Below are 18,669 nucleotides of genomic sequence, written 5' to 3' on the forward strand. Positions count from 1 at the left end.
GATGACGGCGTATTCAGAGCACCGCTACAAAAGCGCGTGCGGGCAGCTGGAGCTGTTCGCACGTGACTATCCCGGCGATGGCCCGCCATTGCTGCTGATGCACGGCTTGACGCGCAACAGCGCGGATTTTGAGCCGCTGGCGCAGCATCTTGCCGGGCATTATCGCCTGATCGTGCCTGATCAGCGCGGGCGCGGGCTTTCGCAATATGATCCCGATGCGAAAAGCTATCGGCCCGATATCTATGCGCAGGACATGTTCGCCCTGCTGGATAGCCTGGATATCCAGCGGCCCGGCCTGATCGGCACCAGCATGGGCGGGCTGATGGCGATGGTGATGAACATGATGAAGCCCGGCACCTTTCCGGCCATCGTATTCAACGATGTCGGCCCCGTGCTGGACGAGGCGGGGCTTGACCGGATCGGCGGATATGTCGGCCGGGTGGAGCCGTTTGCAGACTGGGACGGTGCCGCAAGGGCCAGCGGTGCTGTCAACGCCAGTGCCTTTCCCGATTTCGCGGAAGCGGATTGGCAGACATGGGCGCGCCGCACTTGCCGCGAATTACCCGATGGCCGCGTGTCCTTCGCCTATGATCCCGCCATTGCCGATGGCTTTGCCGATGTCGACGACAGCGCGCAGCCCGATCTGTGGCCGATGTGGGATGCGTTGGGGCAAACACCCGTGCTGGTGATCCGCGGCGCCTTGTCCGATCTGTTGGCGAGACAAACCGTTGCCGGCATGAAGGATCGCCACAAGGGGCCATTCGTGGCCGTGGATGTGCCGAACCGCGGTCACGCTCCCTTGCTGGATGAACCCGCGGCACTGGATGCCATCACGTCTTTCCTGAAAGAGCATATGTCATGACCACCACGGCCAGCACCACCCGGCGCGACCCCAATCGCAATGTCGTGCTGGGCATGTTGCTGGTGGTGTACATCTTCAACTTCGTGGACCGGCAGATCCTGTCGATCCTGGCAGCGCCGATCCAGGCCGATCTGCAATTGAGCGACAGCGAAATGGGCCTGCTGGGCGGGCTGGCCTTTGCGCTGCTCTATTCCACCATGGCCGTGCCGCTGGCCGCGCTGGCAGACCGGACCAGTCGAAGCTGGGTGATCACCGTATCGCTGGCAGCGTGGAGCGGCTTTACCGCGCTGTGCGGGCTTGCGGGCAATTTCTGGCACATCTTCCTGGCCCGGCTGGGCGTGGGCATTGGGGAGGCGGGCGGGGTGGCCCCGTCCTACGCGCTGATCGGCGATTACTTTCCCAGCGAACGGCGTGCCACGGCGCTTTCCATATATTCGCTGGGCATTCCCATCGGTTCGGGCATCGGCGTGCTGCTGGGCGGATATATCGCCGCGACTGTAGACTGGCGCACGGCCTTTTTCGCCGTTGGCATCGCGGGCGTCATCATCGTGCCGATCTTCAAATTGCTGGTGCGGGACAAGGCAAAGCCAAAGGTTGCGGCAGACAATCCCGCCCCGCTGCCGGTCTCGCCCACGCTGAAGGAAACGGCGGGCATTTTGGCGCGCAAGAAAAGCTTCTGGTTCCTGTCCTTCGGTGCCGCCATGTCATCCATGCTGGGATATGGCATCGCCTTCTGGCTGCCCAGCCTACTGATGCGCAGCTTTGGTTTCGAACTGGTGCAGGCATCGCAATTCTTCGGCGCGCTGCTGCTGATCGGCGGCGTGGTGGGGGTGATGGCCGGCGGCCTTATCGCAGACAGGCTGGGCGGGCGAGACAGGGCCTTCTACGCCTGGCTGCCGGGGCTGGGGTTTTTCCTGGGCGCGCCGCTGTTTGCCGCGGGCATTTCCAGCAGCAATGCGCAAACTGCCTTCCTGCTGTTCCTGCTGCCGCAGGCGCTGGCCTATATCTGGCTGGGCCCGGTGCTTTCGGCTGTGCAGCATCTGGTGGTGCCCGCTGCCCGATCCACCGCATCGGCACTGTTCCTGCTGATCAACAATCTGATCGGCCTTGGCGGCGGCATCTATGCGCTGGGCGCATTGTCGGATTTTCTCTCGCCCATCTACGGGGATGAAGCCCTGCGCTATTCCATGCTGTACGGATTATCGCTGTATGGCGTTGCCGCCCTGCTGATGGCCCTGGCCGGACCGGCGCTGCGAAAAGATTGGGTGGCGGAATAACCTGGGTCACGGGATAATCAGGGTTACGGGATAATCAGGGTTACGGAATTAAAAGGTCCACACTCCATCATGGCTAGGTGATTGCCACATGGCTTTGCCATACGCATTTCGCTGCGCTAAAGAGATGGGGTGGTGGAAGTGAAACGAAAAACCTCTGATCCGGCGGTGCTGGAATTAATCGATTCCAACCCGATAGCCTCCGTGGTGAGCGACCCTCGCTTGCCCGACAACCCGATTATCGCCTGCAACGAAGCGTTCAAGCAATTGACTGGTTACGATGATGACGAGATTATCGGGCGCAATTGCCGCTTTCTGGCAGGCGAGGGCACGGAACCCTGGCTGACAGAAACGATCCGGCAGGGCGTGAAAGACCGCAAGCCGGTGATGGTAGAAATCCTCAATTACAAGAAGGGTGGCACGCCGTTTCGCAATGTCGTGGTGGTTGCGCCCATCTTCGATGACGATGGCGAACTTGCCTATTTCTTCGGCTCCCAGGTGGAGCTGGAGGAAGACGCAAAAGGCCCCAGCCTGACGCGCCGCGTGGCCGCGACGGAGAAGATCAAGGGCCTGTCAAAGCGGCAGATGGAAGTGTTGCAGATGGTGGCCAGCGGCCTGCGTAACAAGCAGATCGCCTGGGAACTGGGCCTGTCTGAAAAAACCATCAAGATGCACCGCGGTATCGCCATGGAAAAGCTTGGCGCGCAAAGCTCTGCCGAAATGATCCGGCTGGCGGTAGAGGCGGGTATCTGATCGGCCGCAGATACAGGCTTTGTGCCGATGCACCAAAGCCCGTATTTTCATTGACGGGCACCGATGTAGAAAGAGGGTGCATCGTAGTACGAAGCGGATGAGGCTCCGTAATCCCCCATCGCCTCATACTTCCTCCACCATCACAGCCCTTCTGCTACGATGCCCCCATTCTTACGCCGGGGCTGCAACAGCGCGGATGATGATTAGCGGAACAGGCGTGGCAGGAAATCGCGCAAATATCGCCGCCAGTTGATCCAGGTGTGGCCGCCATCGCTCTCGTTATAGATATGGCTGATGCCCTGCGCATCCATCATGGCACGCGTGGGCGCGACGGTTTCGTACAGGAAATCATCCGTTCCCATGGCATAGTACACCAGGTCCATCTCCTCGCCTGCGCGGCTTAGCGCTTCGGCGTTGTCCTTGGCATAGCTTTCCACCTCGCCGGGCTGCATGCCGAAGCCCATTGAGAAAATGCCGACCTCGCTGAACACGTCCGGCCGCGTGAGGCCAAAGCGCAGCGTGTGTGCACCGCCCATGGAAAGCCCCGCCATGGCACGATGATCCCTGTCGGCGATGGTGCGGAAGGTCGCATCCACATAGGGGATCAGATCGCCGTGCAGATCATCGCCGAAGCCGCTGTTGGTCAGCATCTCCATCCCCTCCACCACGGGGGTGTGGCCAAAGGGCATGACGATGATCATCTCCTCCGCGCCATCCTGTGCCAGCAGATTGTCGAGGATGTAATTGGCATGGCCAACGCTGGTCCAGCTGTCAGCGGAGTCGCCCGCGCCGTGCACAAGATACAGCACGGGATAGCGATCGCTGCCGTTCATGTATCCGGGCGGCGTGTAGACATAGGCTTCGCGCATGGCGCCCAGCGCGCCGGAGACATATTCCACCCGGCTGACGATGCCGTGCGGCACATTTTCGCGGAAAGTCTGGAAGGCGCCGTCTTCTCCCGGCATCTCGAAAGTGGAGTTGATGCCCTTGCGCTGACGGCTGAAGGTGGTGGCCAGCGGATCGGGAACGCGCGCACCGTCAATCTCGAAATTGAAGCGATAGGTGTCGGGCGCGATGGGCAGGGCCGTCGTCACGCTCCACAGTCCCGATGCATCCTGCACCATGGGCAGGCCGCGTTCTCCTCCGCCGAAACCGGCAGGGATCGCGGGGTCCAGATCGTTGCTGACCACGCGCACATTGTCTGCCTGCGGCGCACAGATGCGGAATGTCACGCGGCCATCGGGCAGCGGCTCCACCGATGCGTAATCCGGCACGGCAAACATGCCCTGCGGCAGGCATGATGCCGCTTCCTGATCATCCTGCGCCAATGCAGGCGCGGAGGGGATTGCCAGGATGGCAAGGACAGTGGCCAGTCCGGCAATTCGCGTGGTGGTTGGGCGCATGGTGTTTCCTCGTCGTCTTCAGCGGTTTGGCGATGGTGCAGGTCAGGTTTCAATCGCACGAATGAAAACGGGGGCGCTTCCAATGGAAGGCCCCCGCATCGTGTTCCGTTTGCGCGGAAAGCTTAGTTCTGCGCGCGGCGGCGTGCAGCGGCAACGGCTTCCGTCGTCGGGTTGCCGAGCGACAGTTCACGGCCGTTGGGGAAGCGGATTTCCGCAGCCGAGGCGCGGGTATCGCCATCGCGAGCCTGGAAGGCGTCGACGATGATATCCGTACCGGCGGGCAGGGAATTTCTGTTCCAGCCACGACGCAGCAGCGCGGACGGGGCACCGCCCTCGATACGCCAGCGTTCGGTCTTGCCGCCGCGGTTCACATCGATGTGAATCCAGCTGTGGGGATTGACCCATTCGAACATCACGACTTCGCCTTCAAGGCGGATCGGGGCATTCCGGTCAAATTCAGTGGCGAACGAGTGGTGCGCGAAAGCACCTGCGCCCGTCACAGCGAGCACGGCGCCGATTGCGGCAGCGCTGAGCTTCTTGATCTGCATGGTTGAACTCCTGATTATAATAAACATTAGCAAGCTGTCAGACGGACGAATCTTTACGTTGACTTTGTCCGAATAGCAAACGCTACATTACTCTGCGATTAAGTCCCCATAGAGCAATCGCTCCGAAAACGGCACGCACTTGAACTCCAGGATCTGCGCATCGTCCTCCACATGGCGGTACAGAACCATGTCCATTTCCCACGGCTGTTCGTAGATCGAAGGGTCTTCGATGGTGACGTGGTAATCGATGTGATTGCCGCCTTCACGCAGCGTGAAACGTTCGGTCACGGTGGCATTGCTGGTGAGGTAATTGCCCGCGCGATCCAGCCAGGTAACGCCCTGAACCATCTCGCCCGCAGGCAGTTTCACCAGGCCCGGGCCCTGCGCCAGCGTGGTGACGACCAGCGTATCGCCGTCCCACTCGCCATAGCTGGTGCCCATCCAGGTATCGATCGGCGGAATGCCGACCTCACCGATGTTGATGACGCGGTTGGCGGAGGCATATTCATACACCATCAGGATATCGTCACCATCACCCTGCACGATCTGGAAGGGATGCGGCATGTAGGTGGCGCGGGGGATGCCGGGCAGATAGCATGCGGCTTCAGGATCGTAATTGATCACGTTGTCACGGTTGTATTGAAGCCGTTCCTGCGCGGCATCGTTGTAAGGGATCGCGCCCCCTTCCACCACGCCAAGGCCAGCAGGCACGGCACCGATCGCGCCCATCAGCCGGTCACCGGCTTCGAGCGGATTGGGGCCGGCGCTGTGCGGCTCCACATTCCAGTTGGCAGAGTTCATCACCTGCCACACGCCATTCAGGTTGGGATGGTCGCCAATACGCTCCATCGCCATGCCTTCGTGGTCATCGGCCAGAGCCGGAGTGGCCGGAACCATGGCAATGGCCATTGCCATACCAGCGACCGTCGCCAAGTTTTTAAGAGCCCGCATATTCTCTCCTCAGATATTGCTATTGTTCGAGAGCAAATGAAACGATCTGCCCACCGGCATTGATCGCGACATATTGCCTGCCGTCGCTGCCCCGATATGTGAACGGGTTGGCGTTGGCGTTGCCTTGCAATTGTGCTTCCCATAGCTGTTCGCCGCTATCCGCGTCAAAAGCGCGGAATCGCCGATCATTGGTCGCACCGATGAAAACCAGGCCGCCCGCCGTCACGCTGGGGCCTGCACTTCCCGCATTGCCCAGCACGCGGCGCCCTTCCGGCAGCTCGTCATACTGGCCCAGCGGCACGGCCCAAGCGATTTCGCCCGTGTTCGCATTCACCGCCGTCAGCCGCGCCCAGGGCGGCTTGTAACACGGCAGGCTTGGCCCGACAGGGCGGCCATTGTCGTCATATTCGCCGGAAAGCGGCGCGCTGAAAGTGAAGAAGGGGCCTTTGCCATCGACGCTGGCACGATCGTACTCGGGCAGGGGACCGCCCGCCAGCGTGTCGAAAGAATAAGGTTCGTCACCCTCAACCTTTTCCACCCAGCCAACCAGCGATGTGTCCAATGCGTTGACATAGACCATGCCCGTGGTGGGATCGGCTGCCGGACCGCCCCAGTTCACCCCGCCAATTCCGCCCGGAAGCTGAATGGTGGAGTGCGGCGGCTCACCCTGTTCGTGATACATGAAAGGCGTAAACGGCCCCATGTTAACGAAGCCGCCGGCCTTGTCCCACATGGCATAGCATGCCTCTGCATGGGCGGCGCTGGTATCCTCTGGCCCCACGATGTCCTGATAGTTCATCTCCATCCGGCTGAGCGGCGGGGTGATGACGGGGAAGGGCTGCGTAGGGCTGTAATATTCGCCCGGAACATCGCCAGGAGGAACGCGGCGTTCCTCGATCGGGTGCACCGGATCGCCATCCTGCGCGCCAAGCACGTAGAAAAGGCTGGATTTGCCGACATTGGCCAGCGCCATAATCTCGCCATCTGCCGTCTGCACGGGCAGCAGCGGCCCGGCGTGGCTCATGTCGATATCCCAGATATCGTGATGCACGGTCTGGAAATGCCATTTGTATTCGCCCGTCTTCGCATCCACGGCGACCACGGAATTGCCGAACACATTGTTGCCGGGGCGATCCCCGCCATAGTAATTATGCGCCGGTCCGGCGATGGGCAGGTATGCGGTGCCGGTGCTTTCATCCACCGTGGCGGCAAAGCCCCACATATTGGTGCCGCCGCGCCCCTCCGCGCCGCCGCCCCACGTTTCATGGAAAGGCTGCCCCTCGTCAGGCGTGGTGTCGAATTCCCACAGCTTTGCGCCCGTAATCACGTCGAACCCGCGCGGATTGCCTTCCGGTCCCTGCGGGTTTTCAAGGCTGTCCGCACCGATGATGGCCACGTTGCCGGTGATGGTGGGCGTGCCGCGATGCCCCGGATCGACGGCAACCACGCCGCCATCGCCAAAGGAGGTGACAGGTTCGCCGGTTGCCGGATCGAACGCCATCAGCGATTGAGCCGCGGTAACGATCAGGCGCGGGGCGTGAGTTTCATCGCCCGGCCAATAGGCCAGCCCCCGGCCGGAGAAGCTGGGCGGCGGGCCCGGCTGGGTGGGGGTGGGAAAATCATGCTCATGCACCCACACTTCCGCGCCCGTTGCGCCATCCAGCGCGATGATGCGGTTCTGCGCGGTGAAATACATGACGCCATCGATCACCACCGGCACCGCGCTGTTGAAAGCGCGAAATGGATAGGCCCATGCCTGCGTCAGATTGCCCACGTTATCGCGATTTACCTCCGTCAGCGGGGAATATCGCGTGGAGGCAAGATCGCGGTGGATGGTCTGCCAATCACCATCGGGCATGGAGTGTGCAGCGCCATGATCATTGGCGGCCGTGGGTTCTGAAGACACGGTGGTGCAGGCGGTGGAGCACGCAAGCAGGATGGCAAGCTTGAAAGCCGAACCTACTCGCATCCCATGATCTCCCGAATCGCTTTGCATCAGTGACGGACCGTTGAGGGAACCGCTCTTGTTGATTATGTCCTAAACATACTGCATGGCTTTGACAATGCCTCGCACCGCCTGTTCCAGCAGCAGGGGGTGGCAGGGTGTGGATTGCGATCGCTAAGTCCATGATAACACGCGTGGTTGTGGACTGGATGCGGCGGAAAAACAGCGGTTTGCAGCACATTTTGCGCGGCTGCGAAGTGGATGTTCCGGCGCGCCGGACTTGGCGAAAGGACAAATGATCGCTAGCCAATTTGCAGGCGATCAAGGCGTAAAAGCGCCGGACAGGATCAATCTGGGGTAAGCCTGGGGTAAAAATATGAGGACAAGAGGGAATGGGTGACTTCTTTTACGGACTGACAGAGCAGCTTCGGGAGACGTTTCTCCTCGATGCTGCGTTCTGGATGCAGGAAACTGCGCTGAACAAATTAATGGTCCTGAACTTCTGGGCCGTGCCGCTGGCGCAGGTGATGCACATCATGGCCATCGCGGCAGGTTTCGGCGCCACGCTGATGCTCACGCTGCGGGTGAACAACCTTGCCGGCGGTGCGCGCACGGTGCCGCAGGTGGCCGGGCGCTATATCCCGTGGGTGTGGTGGGCGCTGATCTTCATCGTGATCAGCGGTTTCCTGATGCTGATCGCCGAACCGGTGCGCAACATGATCAACGGCGTGTTCTGGGTGAAGATGGCGCTGCTGCTGGTCACCGTGCTGATCACCGTTGCATTTCAGAATGCCGCGCGGGCGCAGGCCCATGCTGCGGGCGTCGCGTGGAACGCGGGCGGCGGCATGCGCCTGACATCCTGGCTCATCGTGATCCTGTGGTGCCTTATCATGGTTTGCGGTCGCTGGATCGCTTACGCGCCGGTTTGAGGGGAATTGAATACAATGGCTTCTTACTATCCTGAACCCACGAATATCTGGGAATCACTGGAATATTCGTCCCTCGGCACGTCCATCGCGGAAAGCCTGTGGGCCTTCCCCACACTGGAAACGATCCATGTCATCGCGCTGGTGACGGTGTTCGGCACGATCATGATCATGGATCTGCGCCTGCTGGGCCTTGCCTCCAATGAATGGGCGGTAACGCAGATGAGCAGGGACACGCTGCCGTGGACCTGGGGCGCATTCGTGCTGGCCGCCATCACCGGCACTCTGCTGTTCGTCAGCAAGGCGTCCACCTACATGGTGAACCCGTACTTCCTGTGGAAGATGAGCCTGATGGCGCTGGCCGGGCTGAACATGCTGTATTTCCATTTCAAGACGTATCAGACGGTGAGCGAATGGGATGCAAAGCCCGTGCTGCCAACCGGCGCAAAGGTGGCGGCGACACTGTCTCTGGTGCTGTGGATCGGCGTTATCTTCTGCGGCCGTGCCATCGGCTTCACGCTGGGGATTTACTACTGACCCGGCGCGTCAAAGCGTGACACGAAAAAAGGCCGCGCGGGACACCCTGCGCGGCCTTTCTTGTTTTTCGCTCCGGCCTCCGCCGGGGCGTCCTCGGTGCTGTTCGCTCCGCTTCGCTGCGCGGCACCTGCGGGCTGCGCGGTCGCGCGCTGTCGGTCGCTTGTCGCGACCGAGCCTGACGACCTCTCAAGCCTTCATCTAATCCAGCGCGAACACGTACACTGCGGCGCTGTTCACTTCGGGTAGCGGTGTTTCCGGTGTGAAGTTGGGCAGGCCGAAAGCCAGCGGATTGCCCATGCCGGTGACGAAGGCGACATACTGTTTGCCGTCCACGGCATAGGTGATGGGGCTGGCATTGGGCACGCCCGTTAATGCGCTGCGCCACAGCTCCTCACCGGTCGATTGATCATAGGCCAGCACCTCCCGGTCCATCGCGCCGCTGAACAAAAGGCCGCTGCCCGTGGCCAGCACGCCAGCGTTGTATGGCGCGCGGCGGCGGTGTTCCCACATCACCTTGCCCGTTTCCATGTCGATGCCCTGCAAGATGCCGAAATTGCCATCGCTGTCTGCAGGCGCAGAGAAGAAGATGTCCACCCCGCTGGTGAGAAAGCCGCCTTCGACAGGGCGCAGTTCCATACAGGTATCGCGTGCGTTGATGAACAGCATGGCGCTGCTCTCGTCAAAGGCGGAGGGGCTCCAGTTACGGCCACCGCCCGCGTGCGGACACATGAACACCGCATCCCTGTCTCGGCCCGGCAACAGCGCGGGATCGGGCGTCTTGCGGCCCGTTTCAGGGTCAATCGCGGTGACGAGTGTCTGAAAGCCCATGTCGGCTGTGGAGATATATTCGCCTGTGCGAGCATCGACGGTGTCGAACAACCCCTCCTTGCCGCCGGTGATCACCACGCGGCGTGGCTGGCCGTCCACCTCGATATCGGCGATGACGCGTTCAAACACCCAGTCCAGATCATACTGGTCATTCGCCATATGCTGGAAATACCACACCAGCTTGCCCGTGCGCGGTTCGAATGCGAGGGTGGAGTTGGTGAAGAGCCCGTCGTTGTTCTCGCCCGGCACCAGATCGCGCAAGGGGCCGGTGTCATAGGTTTGTGCAACACCCCACAGCGCGAGGCCGGTTTCAGCGTCATAGCTGCCGCTGGTCCAGACAGAGCCGCCCTTGCGCTCCGCATCGGGAACAGCGTTCCACGTGTTGCCGCCCAAAGTGCCGGACTTGGCGACGGTATCGAAATTCCACAGATGCGCGCCTGTGTCAGCATCGAAAGCCGCGATCAGCCCGCCGCCGGCGCGCTGGGTGGCAAGGCCCACCATCACCACGCCGTCGGCCACCAGAGGCCCGCCATTGCTGCGCGTATCCTGCGCGTTGGGAATGGCGACATCCCACACCGGGCGGCCCGTTCGCGCGTCCAGCGCCATCACGTGCAGATCGCTGGTGGCAAGGATCAGCTTGTCGTCCCACAGCGCGATCGTCTTCTTGCCCTGCATCAGTGTGCCTTCCGGCATCTGGCGGCGATAGCGCCACAGCTGGCGGCCGGTGGCGGCATCGAAGGCGAACACCTCCTCCCCATAGGCATGCACATACATCACCCCGTCACGCACCAGCGGTTCTGACATGGTGGGGCCAACGGGCAGCGCCTGCGCCCAAGCGATGGAAAGATCGCCCACGTTTTCAGGCGTGATCTGGGAAAGGGGGGAGAAGCCTTGCCCCTCATGTCCGCGCCGCCACGCCATCCAGTTTTCAGGGGCAGGATTGGTCAGCATCTCCTCCGTCACCGGGGTGAAACTGGCGAAGGGGTCTGCCAGCGGCGGAGATTCGGGGAAGGGGTAGCGGCTGCTGATGCCGGGAAGGCCAAGCTCGTTACCCGCCTCCGCATCGGCGGGCAGGGCGGGCACAGATGCTGCTGCCAGCGTCATGGAAGTGTCGACACCGTTCTCTGCCAGCACCAGCGCGGTGAGGGCAGCGTAAGTCTCTGCATCCAGCCGTCCACCACCGCCCGGCGGCATGGAGGTGGAGATGTAATCGAACAGTTCGCCTGCCGGTTGCTCTCCCCAGGTGGAGAGGAAAACAGGGCCCTTCAGCGTGCCGGCAAATTGCCCGCCGGAAAGGTCTGCACCGTGGCAGGTGGCGCAATTGGCGGCATAGGCAGTGCGGGCTGCATCAAGCTGGCTGTCCAGCGAGGCACCCTGCTGCGCATTGCCAGAGGCGGCCAGCGCCAGAGCCGAAACACCCGCACTTGCGAGCAATAGTCTACCGATCATCCTTGCTTCCCTCTCCCACGGAAAGCGCGCATTTGCCGCCGCCTTATTCCTGCGGCGCGATCCCCAATGGACCTCCTACACGCTCCTGATACATTGCCTCGTAAAGCTGCGCCTTGGTTGGGCCGAACCACTCGGCAACGCCGGATCCATCTGCGTCGAGGACGAAAACCTCGTTGGCATCGAGATCACCGATGGCGGGCCATTGCGGCAGGCCATTGCCATTGGGATTGCCCGTGGCGGCGAAATTCACCCAGTATTGCGAAACCTGGTCTGCAAAGGCTTCTTCGGCTGCATTGCCGCACATCATCTCCACCGACGATCCGCCGGGGAAGGTGCGCGGGGCGCACAGGTTGTCGAACACATAGGGTATCTCGCCCGTATGCGCCGCGCCCAGATCGCCGCGATCGGCATCGTAAGGCGGATCGTGGCGGAACCAGTAGTGATAGGCGTTTGTCCCGATGTTCGATTGCCACTGCGCAAACTGGCGCATCAGCCAGCTCATATTGTCGCCGAAAGGCTGCGTCGCGGTGACGCGCGCCTCGTCATCGGTGGTGACGGGGTAGGCGGTGCGGCCCAATTCGGCCTGCTGGCCCCAGCGCATGGGCTCGCCCTGTTGCCAGCTTTCCAGCGTGGCGGGCGGGCCGAATATGGCGGTGAAGCTGCCTTCATCCTCGTTCGATCCCACCAGCACGTCCACCGGCAATTGCCGCCCTTGCGCGAAGGTGATGGCAAGATCCTCGGGAATGATGCGCCCGTCCACGATCATGCCCTGGCCGGGAATATTGGCGAAGATTTCCGCGGCGGGCAGGGCGCGCAGTTCCGCAAGGCTGGCGGTGCCCAGCTTTTCCTCCGCCGCATCCAGCGTGCGCTGCTGCGCGACATCTCGCGCCACCATCTGGCCGATGTTCAGGCCCTGGAACGTGCCGCTTTGCGCAATGGCGCGGGCGAACAGGCCATCTGCGGGCGGCGCGCCAACCAGCGCGGCGTTCATGGCAGAGCCCGCGCTTTCCCCGAAAATCGTGACGCGGGAAGGATCGCCGCCAAAGGCCGCGATATTGTCCTGCACCCATTGCAGGGCGGCGATGGCATCGCCCAGCGCCTGATTGCCGCTGGCGCCATTTGCCGCCGTCAATTCGGGATGGGCAAAGAAGCCCAGCGATCCCACGCGATAGTTGAAGGTGACCATCACCACGCCCTTGTCGGCAAGGTAATCGCCCTGGCTGAAAGGGCTGGAGCCGCCGCCTTCGGTATAGGCACCGCCATACAGCCACACCATCACCGGCAGATTGGCATCGGGGCTTTGCGCAGGCGTCCAGACGTTGAGATAGAGGCAATCTTCGGATGTGCCGGGGCTATCGGGCATGTCCGTGGCGGAATTGACGGGGAAGCGCTGCAGTGCCGGGTTCTGCACGCAGCTATCGCCCCATTCGTCGGCCACCAGCACGCCATCCCAATTGGCGGCAGGCTGCGGCATTTCCCAGCGCAGATCGCCCACTGGTGGTGCCGCAAAAGGGATGCCCCTGAATACGGTCACGCCATCAACCGCAGTCGACGGAACGCCCTGCACACGGCCATTCGCCGTGGTGACCGGGCCGCTGGATATCGGCGTTTCGGCAATCTGCGGCGCTGTTGCCGTAGTGGAGGTTTGCGGGGATACAGCGGGCGTCGTCGCGCAGGCGGATAGTCCAAGTCCTGCCGTCGCCAACAGCGCCGCGCGTGCCCAAAGCTTCATCATCCCGTCCGTCCCCGATCTTGCTGGCTGTCTTGTTGTGCGAAAGGCAGCGGACGCGCCGATAATGGCGGCGTGCCCGCTCACCCTTTTTACCTAGTGGCCGCCGCCGTCTTCACCGCTGGCAGCGCCGCCCTCGGTGTTTTCCACCCCGGCTGCGGCTGCGGTGATGTAGTTGCGGACCTGCACATTGCCTTCGTGGCAGGCATATTCGAAGAAGCTGTATTCCTCGTCCCTCGTCCAGTCGAGGCGGGCCGTCCACTTGTCGGTGAAGACTTCGGGATCGTTGTAATCCAGTTCATAAACGATGTGGTCCGGGCCCGTCATCGTCAGCCGCTCCGTCACCGATGCCTTGGCACTGGTGGGAATAGTGTTGAACGGCGGCACGCCGAAGGTGGCCATGTTCAGCGGGCTGGGGCCGCGTTCGTAATTGTCTTCCGAAACGCTGTCGCCATCCTCGATATTGCTGGTCTCGATAACCAGCGTATTGCCTTCCCACCAACCGATGGACTGGCCCATCCACGTGCGCACGTTTTCCGGCCAGCGCATGGCTGCGGCGGCCTCCGGTCCATCCACGATGGGGATCACGCGGGCATCGTGGATCATCTCCAGCGAGATGATGACATAGCCGGGCGACTGCATCACGCGGATGCCGTTGTTATAGCGGAAGGGGAACATCGAGGCCGGGAAACCACGGGTGACGCAGCGATCCCAGGTGTCAAAATCGGAAACCCAGTCGAAATGGGTGTTGGGTGTCCAGCTGGAACGGCCAGCCTTGTAACGCTCCTGCGCCCACTCGGTCATCGCCGGAAGCTGGCCGTCTTCGGGGTAAACCAGCAGCGAGGTGCGGCGGCCCGATGCATCCGATTCCACCCAGTGGCCCATGCCGATGGTGCCGGATTCGTCTTCGGCGGCATAGGCGGCATCGCTGCGGCCTGCCTGTTCCTCACGCTGCGCATATTCCTCGTCGGTCAGGTAGAACCGGTCTCCGAACTGCGCAGGACGCTGCATCGGCAGCTGCGCGATATTGTCGATGGGGAAGGTGCCGCGAAGATCCGGATCGCCCCAGCTGGTGCGGGGCGGATCGAAGTCCTTGGGAACAGGTGCAATCGTCGTCAGATCGTCGGGCACCGCCTCCTGCGCTGCGACAGGCGTTGCCAGAGCCAGCACGCTGGCCGAAAGTATGGCGATTGTTTTCAGAGTGCTACGGGCCATTATTCAGTCTCCTTGCGTATTTCTGTTTTGCGTGCCCCGGCTGGCAGGATCCATCGCCGGGGGCGGGCCTGCATCGGGATCGATTTCGTCCACCATCGCGCCGCGCGCATATTCCTGCTCTCGCTTCGTGCGATCGGCGGTGATGTAATTGCGGACCTGCACATTGCCTTCGTGGCAGGCGTATTCGAAAAACTCGTAATCGTCGTCGCGTGACCAGTTGTAGCGAAGGGTGAAATCATCCTCCCACACGACAGGATCGGAATAGTGCATTTCGTAGGTAATCGTGTCGGGGCCGACCATGTGGAAACGCTCGGTAACGGATGCGCTCTCGCTCATCGGAATGGTGTTGCCTGATGGCACACCCCGCGTCGCCACGTTCAGCACCGATGCGCCGGGCTTGATGTGATCGGTGACGACTTCCAGCGTGTTGCCATCCACCCAGCGGCCCCGGCTGTTACCGAAATATCCGTCCACGCCCGCAGGCCATTCCTCGCCCTGTCCGGCGACGGGAATGATCCGCGTACCCAGCATTTCCAGCGCGATCACCACGTATCCGGGCGACTGGAAGATGCGGATGCCGTTGTTGTATCGGAAGGGGAACATGCTGGCCGGAAAGCCGCGCGTGATGCACCGGTCCCAGCTGTCGAAGTCTGTCACCCAGTCGAATGTCTGCCCGGTGACCCAGCTGGCGCGCATCAGGGACGATCGGTGGATGCCCTCTTCCGTGAAATCGGGAAGCTGGCCGTCCTGCGATGATACCACCATCGATGTGCGACGGCTGCCCGCCTGGTATTCGATCCAATGGCCAAGGCCGATAGTGCCGTCCTCGTCCTCTGCCTCGTAAGCCTCTTCCAGCTGTTCGACACGGCCCTGTTCGGAGGCGATTTCCTCCGGTGTTTTCCAGAACCGGTCGCCATATTGGGCGGGGCGGTTCACCGGCAGTTCGGCAACATCGTTCAGCGGCCAGATGCCGCGAAAATCGGGATCGCCCCATGGCGTGGTTGCCGGCGTGTAGCCTTCGGGCACCTCGGGCATGGTGGTCAGGTCATCGGGCACCTGCTGCGCGGCGAGCGGGAAGGACAGGGCCATCGCCCCGGCCGTGACCCCGGCGAGAAGGGTGTGGCGGATCATTCTGAGCCTCCGTTGGCGGCCGCGGCGCGCTGCGCCCGGCTGGCGGAAATGTAATCGCGGATCTGCACATTGCCTTCGTGGCAAGCGTATTCGAACATCTGGTAGCTATCGTCGCGGCTCCAATCGAGGCGCGCCGTCCATCCTTGCGTGAAGACCTGCGGATCTGTGTAGTTCACCTCGTAAACCAGCGAATCTGGCCCGGTCATGGTGATGCGTTCCACCACGCGGGCCTCCTCGCTGGTGGGCAGGGTGTTCCACGGCTCACGCCCGTGCGTCGCCAGGTTGAGAGGGGAGGGGCCGCGGGCGAGATGATCTTCGTCCGCGCTATTGCCCGTGCGCAGGTTCGTGGTTTCGATCACCAGCGTATTGCCGTCCCACCAGCCAAGCGACTGGCCAAGCCATGTGCGCGTGTTTTCAGGCCAGCGCCGCGCCGCCATCTCGGCGCGCGCCATGACGGGGATGATCCGCGCCTCGTGCACCATCTCCGTCATGATGATGACGTAGCCGGGTGCCTGCATCACGCGGTAGCCGTTGTTGTAGCGGTGCGGCATCATCGTGGCGGGAAAACCGCGCGTGATGCAGCGATCAAACGTATCGAAATCGGATACCCAGTCGAACGCAACGCCATCGGTCCAGCTGGAGCGACCGGCCTCGTATTTCGCCCTCGCGTCCGGCGTCAGCGCGGGCACCCGGCCATCGGCGGGGGACACCAGCAGCGATGTACGCCTGCCAGACGTGTTGGCGCTCAGGAAGGCCGCGAAACCCAGCCTGTCGCTCGCCTCCGCCGCGGCATCGGAATTGCGCTCTATCGTCTCGGTCTGTTGCTGGCGCTCTGCAAATTCCGCCTCTGTCAGCCAGAAGCGGTCTTGAAACACCGGCAGGCGCTCGAACGGGATGCTGGCGATATCGTCGATGGGATAGGTGCCGCGAATATCGGGATCGCCCCAGCTGGTGCGCGGCGGCGCGAAATCGGTGGGGACGGGCGGCATCACGGTCAGGTCGTCCGGCACGGTCTGCGCGCTCACCGGCAAGGCCAGTGAGGCGGCAGCAAGCGCGAGGACGACCCGGCCGATCACTGTTGCGCACCCTCTGGCAGGGCGAACGTCACATAGCGGCTGGGACCGGGATCGGGCAGCCCAAGTCCGCCGAGGAAATGGCCCATGCCGCCCACCGGCACGGTGATCATCTGCCGTCCGTTCACCTCGTAAACTGCGGGCACGCCCTCCGTTCCGGCATCAAAGCGATGCTCCCACAATACGGCACCCGTATCGGCATCGCGTGCGCGGAAGGCGCGGTCGCTTGCGGTGTTGACGAACAGCAGGCCGCCCGCCGTGGACACGGGGCCGGATCGCGGCGTCTGCGCGCCGACGCCGGTGATGCCCTGTTCTTCCAGCGTCAGGATCTCACCATTGGGGATGGAATAGATCTTCTCGCCGGTATTCATGTCATAGGCGGTGAGGTTGGAGAATGGCGGCTTCATCGCGCCCATGCCATTGCTTTGCAGCATGAAATTCACCGGCCAGCGATAGGGAAGGTCTTCCCCCTCGGCATTGGGCATGGCATCCAGCGCTTCCGGGCGCTTGTCCGCCTGGATGCGCAGCATCAGCGGCAGTTCGCGGCTGACCACATACAGGCGCTGGCGATCGGGATCGGCGGAGACATTGCCCCAGTTCAGCCCGCCATTGTGGCCGGGAAAGGCAATCGTGCCCTGTATGCTGGGCGGAACGAAAGGCCCGTCACCCCAGCGGGAATTGGCGAAGAGTTCGCGCAAAGCTTCCTGATCGCTTTCCGGCAAATAGGGATTGATATCGTCTGGCGTGAAGCTCAGCCGCATATATGGCTCTGGCCAGGTGGGGACAGGCTGGGTGGGGCTGGCATGCTCACCCGGCACATCGCTTTCGGGCACGGCCACTTCCTCGATCGGCCAGATCGGCGTGCCGTCGCGACGATCGAACACGAAGATATAGCCGTGCTTTGTGCCCTGGATGACGATGGGAACCTGCTTGCCATCATGGGTGATCGTCATCAGCTTGGGCGCGACGGGAAGATCGAAATCCCACAGATCGTGATGCACCGTCTGGAAGTGCCACACGCGCTCTCCCGTCTCGGCATCGATGGCGATCAGGGAATTGCCGAACAGATTGTCGCCTTCGCGGTTGCCGCCGTAAAAATCATAACGCGGCGTACCGGTGGGGATGAACACCATGCCCAGTTCGGTATCCACCGTGCTTTCAGACCAGTTGTGCACGCCGCCGAACTTGCTGAACTCCTCCGTTTCCGGCCAGGTATCATGGCCGAATTCGCCTTCCTGCGGAACGGTGTTGAACGTCCACTTCAGCGCGCCCGTGCGCACGTCATAGGCGTGGATATTGGCAGGCGCGCTGGCATAGTCATAGGCGCCTGCGGGCAGGCTCATGATGATCGTATCTTTGTAGATGCGGCCCGGATTGTTGGTTTGCAGCGGAGCCGTTTCAACCACGTCATCCGGCAGGGCATCGCGCAGGTCCACCCCGCCATCGCTGCCGAAGCTGGCGATCACTTCGCCCGTGGCGGCGTTGATCGCGCGCAGCAAGCCGTTGTTCAGCACCATCAGGCGTTCATCGCCTGCGCCATCTGTCCAGTAATTAATGCCGCGCGTGCCGATGCGGCCTTCAAGGCTGCTTTCCCAGATCTGCGCGCCGGTGGCGGGATCCAGCGCGACAAGCTGGCTATCGCCATTCATCACATACATTCGCCCGCCCGCAACCACGGGGTTGAACAGCGGCGGCATGCCGTCGCCGGTGGGAAATTCCCACGCGATTTCCAACTGGCCAACGTTCGAGCGGTTGATCTGCGAAAGGGAGGAATATTGCGAACTGTCCGCACCGCCAAGATAGCCGTCCCAGCTTTCATGATCGAAGCTGGACCCTGCCACGGCTGCGCCCGATGCCGATGTCATCTCGCCCTGCGGCGTGGCGGCGCAGGCGGCCAGCGCCATGCCCAGCGAAGCGGCCAGGGCAAAGCGCAGCGCCTGCCGGGTACGGGTGTGATGTGGACGGTTCGCGGTGTTCAAGCCAAAGCTCCCATAAGCATGCGCAGCCTGATCGGCTGTCTTTCATGCCGATGCCTAGACGCAATC

General features: G+C 62.2%; 15 protein-coding genes. 5 read left to right on the plus strand and 10 right to left on the minus strand.

The genetic code is table 11. The features are described from left to right. The first annotated feature begins 1 nt into the window (after position 1). The 3 genes from GRF63_RS06775 (at position 2) to GRF63_RS06785 (ending at position 2,889) form a co-directional block, all read left to right on the plus strand. The gene (locus GRF63_RS06775; RefSeq protein ID WP_160485162.1) at positions 2-862 is read left to right on the plus strand and encodes an alpha/beta fold hydrolase; all 861 of its coding nucleotides are present in this window, start codon (positions 2-4) and stop codon (positions 860-862) included. After that, positions 859-2,139 carry a spinster family MFS transporter gene (locus GRF63_RS06780; protein WP_160485163.1) on the plus strand — a complete coding sequence of 427 codons (1,281 nt, stop codon included), beginning with the start codon at positions 859-861 and terminating at the stop codon, positions 2,137-2,139. Before GRF63_RS06775 ends, GRF63_RS06780 begins: the two co-directional genes overlap by 4 nt. A gap of 138 nt (positions 2,140-2,277) precedes the next feature. After that, positions 2,278-2,889 carry a LuxR C-terminal-related transcriptional regulator gene (locus GRF63_RS06785; protein ID WP_337189621.1) on the plus strand — a complete coding sequence of 204 codons (612 nt, stop codon included), beginning with the start codon at positions 2,278-2,280 and terminating at the stop codon, positions 2,887-2,889. 203 nt (positions 2,890-3,092) lie between these two features. Here GRF63_RS06785 and GRF63_RS06790 read toward each other — a convergent pair whose 3' ends face one another. The 4 genes from GRF63_RS06790 to GRF63_RS06805 all read right to left on the minus strand — a co-directional run bounded on the left by GRF63_RS06790 (position 3,093) and on the right by GRF63_RS06805 (position 7,760). Continuing rightward, on the minus strand, positions 3,093-4,292 hold the full coding sequence (locus GRF63_RS06790) for an esterase (protein ID WP_160485164.1): 1,200 nt from the start codon (positions 4,290-4,292) through the stop codon (positions 3,093-3,095). Between the two features lie 122 nt (positions 4,293-4,414). Then, positions 4,415-4,840 carry a DUF6152 family protein gene (locus GRF63_RS06795; RefSeq protein WP_160485165.1) on the minus strand — a complete coding sequence of 142 codons (426 nt, stop codon included), beginning with the start codon at positions 4,838-4,840 and terminating at the stop codon, positions 4,415-4,417. 87 nt (positions 4,841-4,927) lie between these two features. After that, positions 4,928-5,755 (minus strand): hypothetical protein, encoded by an 828-nt coding sequence (locus GRF63_RS06800; RefSeq protein ID WP_202131579.1) that lies wholly within the window; start codon positions 5,753-5,755, stop codon positions 4,928-4,930. A 55-nt stretch (positions 5,756-5,810) separates the two neighbouring features. Next, complete coding sequence (locus GRF63_RS06805) at positions 5,811-7,760, minus strand: outer membrane protein assembly factor BamB family protein (protein WP_160485167.1); 1,950 nt, start codon at positions 7,758-7,760, stop codon at positions 5,811-5,813. A 368-nt stretch (positions 7,761-8,128) separates the two neighbouring features. Here GRF63_RS06805 and GRF63_RS06810 point away from each other — a divergent pair, with 368 nt between their 5' ends. Both GRF63_RS06810 and GRF63_RS06815 read left to right on the plus strand, forming a co-directional pair. Then, entirely contained in the window at positions 8,129-8,665 is a 537-nt protein-coding gene (locus GRF63_RS06810) for a DUF6644 family protein (protein WP_160485168.1), read from the plus strand. Between the two features lie 15 nt (positions 8,666-8,680). Then, positions 8,681-9,199 (plus strand): DUF6644 family protein, encoded by a 519-nt coding sequence (locus GRF63_RS06815; protein ID WP_160485169.1) that lies wholly within the window; start codon positions 8,681-8,683, stop codon positions 9,197-9,199. 198 nt (positions 9,200-9,397) lie between these two features. On the opposite strand, the gene GRF63_RS06820 is transcribed toward GRF63_RS06815, so the two are convergent. The 6 genes from GRF63_RS06820 to GRF63_RS06845 form a co-directional block, all read right to left on the minus strand. Beyond that, on the minus strand, positions 9,398-11,476 hold the full coding sequence (locus GRF63_RS06820; RefSeq protein ID WP_160485170.1) for an outer membrane protein assembly factor BamB family protein: 2,079 nt from the start codon (positions 11,474-11,476) through the stop codon (positions 9,398-9,400). Between the two features lie 43 nt (positions 11,477-11,519). After that, positions 11,520-13,211, minus strand: coding sequence for a carboxylesterase family protein (locus GRF63_RS06825; protein ID WP_160485171.1), 1,692 nt, complete (start codon positions 13,209-13,211; stop codon positions 11,520-11,522). A 90-nt stretch (positions 13,212-13,301) separates the two neighbouring features. After that, a complete protein-coding gene (locus GRF63_RS06830; protein ID WP_160485172.1) occupies positions 13,302-14,420 on the minus strand; it encodes a hypothetical protein in 1,119 nt (372 codons plus the stop codon). Between the two features lie 3 nt (positions 14,421-14,423). Next, positions 14,424-15,551: a hypothetical protein gene (locus tag GRF63_RS06835; RefSeq protein WP_160485173.1), complete on the minus strand. Its 1,128-nt coding sequence runs from the start codon at positions 15,549-15,551 to the stop codon at positions 14,424-14,426. Continuing rightward, on the minus strand, positions 15,548-16,627 hold the full coding sequence (locus GRF63_RS06840; RefSeq protein ID WP_160485174.1) for a hypothetical protein: 1,080 nt from the start codon (positions 16,625-16,627) through the stop codon (positions 15,548-15,550). The genes GRF63_RS06835 and GRF63_RS06840 overlap by 4 nt, the downstream gene beginning before the upstream one ends. Next, positions 16,624-18,603: an outer membrane protein assembly factor BamB family protein gene (locus GRF63_RS06845; protein WP_160485175.1), complete on the minus strand. Its 1,980-nt coding sequence runs from the start codon at positions 18,601-18,603 to the stop codon at positions 16,624-16,626. Before GRF63_RS06845 ends, GRF63_RS06840 begins: the two co-directional genes overlap by 4 nt. Between the last annotated feature and the right edge of the window lie 66 nt (positions 18,604-18,669).

Origin of the sequence: Aurantiacibacter rhizosphaerae, assembly GCF_009807005.1 — a bacterium.
Lineage (GTDB): Bacteria > Pseudomonadota > Alphaproteobacteria > Sphingomonadales > Sphingomonadaceae > Alteraurantiacibacter > Alteraurantiacibacter rhizosphaerae.

Excerpts from the sequence above, each read along its gene's own strand:
- GRF63_RS06780 (WP_160485163.1), top strand. The coding sequence starts at position 859 with ATGACCACCACGGCCAGCACCACCCGGCGCGACCCCAATCGCAATGTC.
- GRF63_RS06800 (WP_202131579.1), bottom strand. The coding sequence starts at position 5,755 with ATGGCAATGGCCATTGCCATGGTTCCGGCCACTCCGGCTCTGGCCGAT.
- GRF63_RS06805 (WP_160485167.1), bottom strand. The coding sequence starts at position 7,760 with ATGCGAGTAGGTTCGGCTTTCAAGCTTGCCATCCTGCTTGCGTGCTCC.
- GRF63_RS06830 (WP_160485172.1), bottom strand. The coding sequence starts at position 14,420 with ATGGCCCGTAGCACTCTGAAAACAATCGCCATACTTTCGGCCAGCGTG.
- GRF63_RS06825 (WP_160485171.1), bottom strand. The coding sequence starts at position 13,211 with ATGATGAAGCTTTGGGCACGCGCGGCGCTGTTGGCGACGGCAGGACTT.
- GRF63_RS06790 (WP_160485164.1), bottom strand. The coding sequence starts at position 4,292 with ATGCGCCCAACCACCACGCGAATTGCCGGACTGGCCACTGTCCTTGCC.
- GRF63_RS06835 (WP_160485173.1), bottom strand. The coding sequence starts at position 15,551 with ATGATCCGCCACACCCTTCTCGCCGGGGTCACGGCCGGGGCGATGGCC.
- GRF63_RS06795 (WP_160485165.1), bottom strand. The coding sequence starts at position 4,840 with ATGCAGATCAAGAAGCTCAGCGCTGCCGCAATCGGCGCCGTGCTCGCT.
- GRF63_RS06775 (WP_160485162.1), top strand. The coding sequence starts at position 2 with ATGACGGCGTATTCAGAGCACCGCTACAAAAGCGCGTGCGGGCAGCTG.
- GRF63_RS06820 (WP_160485170.1), bottom strand. The coding sequence starts at position 11,476 with ATGATCGGTAGACTATTGCTCGCAAGTGCGGGTGTTTCGGCTCTGGCG.
- GRF63_RS06815 (WP_160485169.1), top strand. The coding sequence starts at position 8,681 with ATGGCTTCTTACTATCCTGAACCCACGAATATCTGGGAATCACTGGAA.
- GRF63_RS06810 (WP_160485168.1), top strand. The coding sequence starts at position 8,129 with ATGGGTGACTTCTTTTACGGACTGACAGAGCAGCTTCGGGAGACGTTT.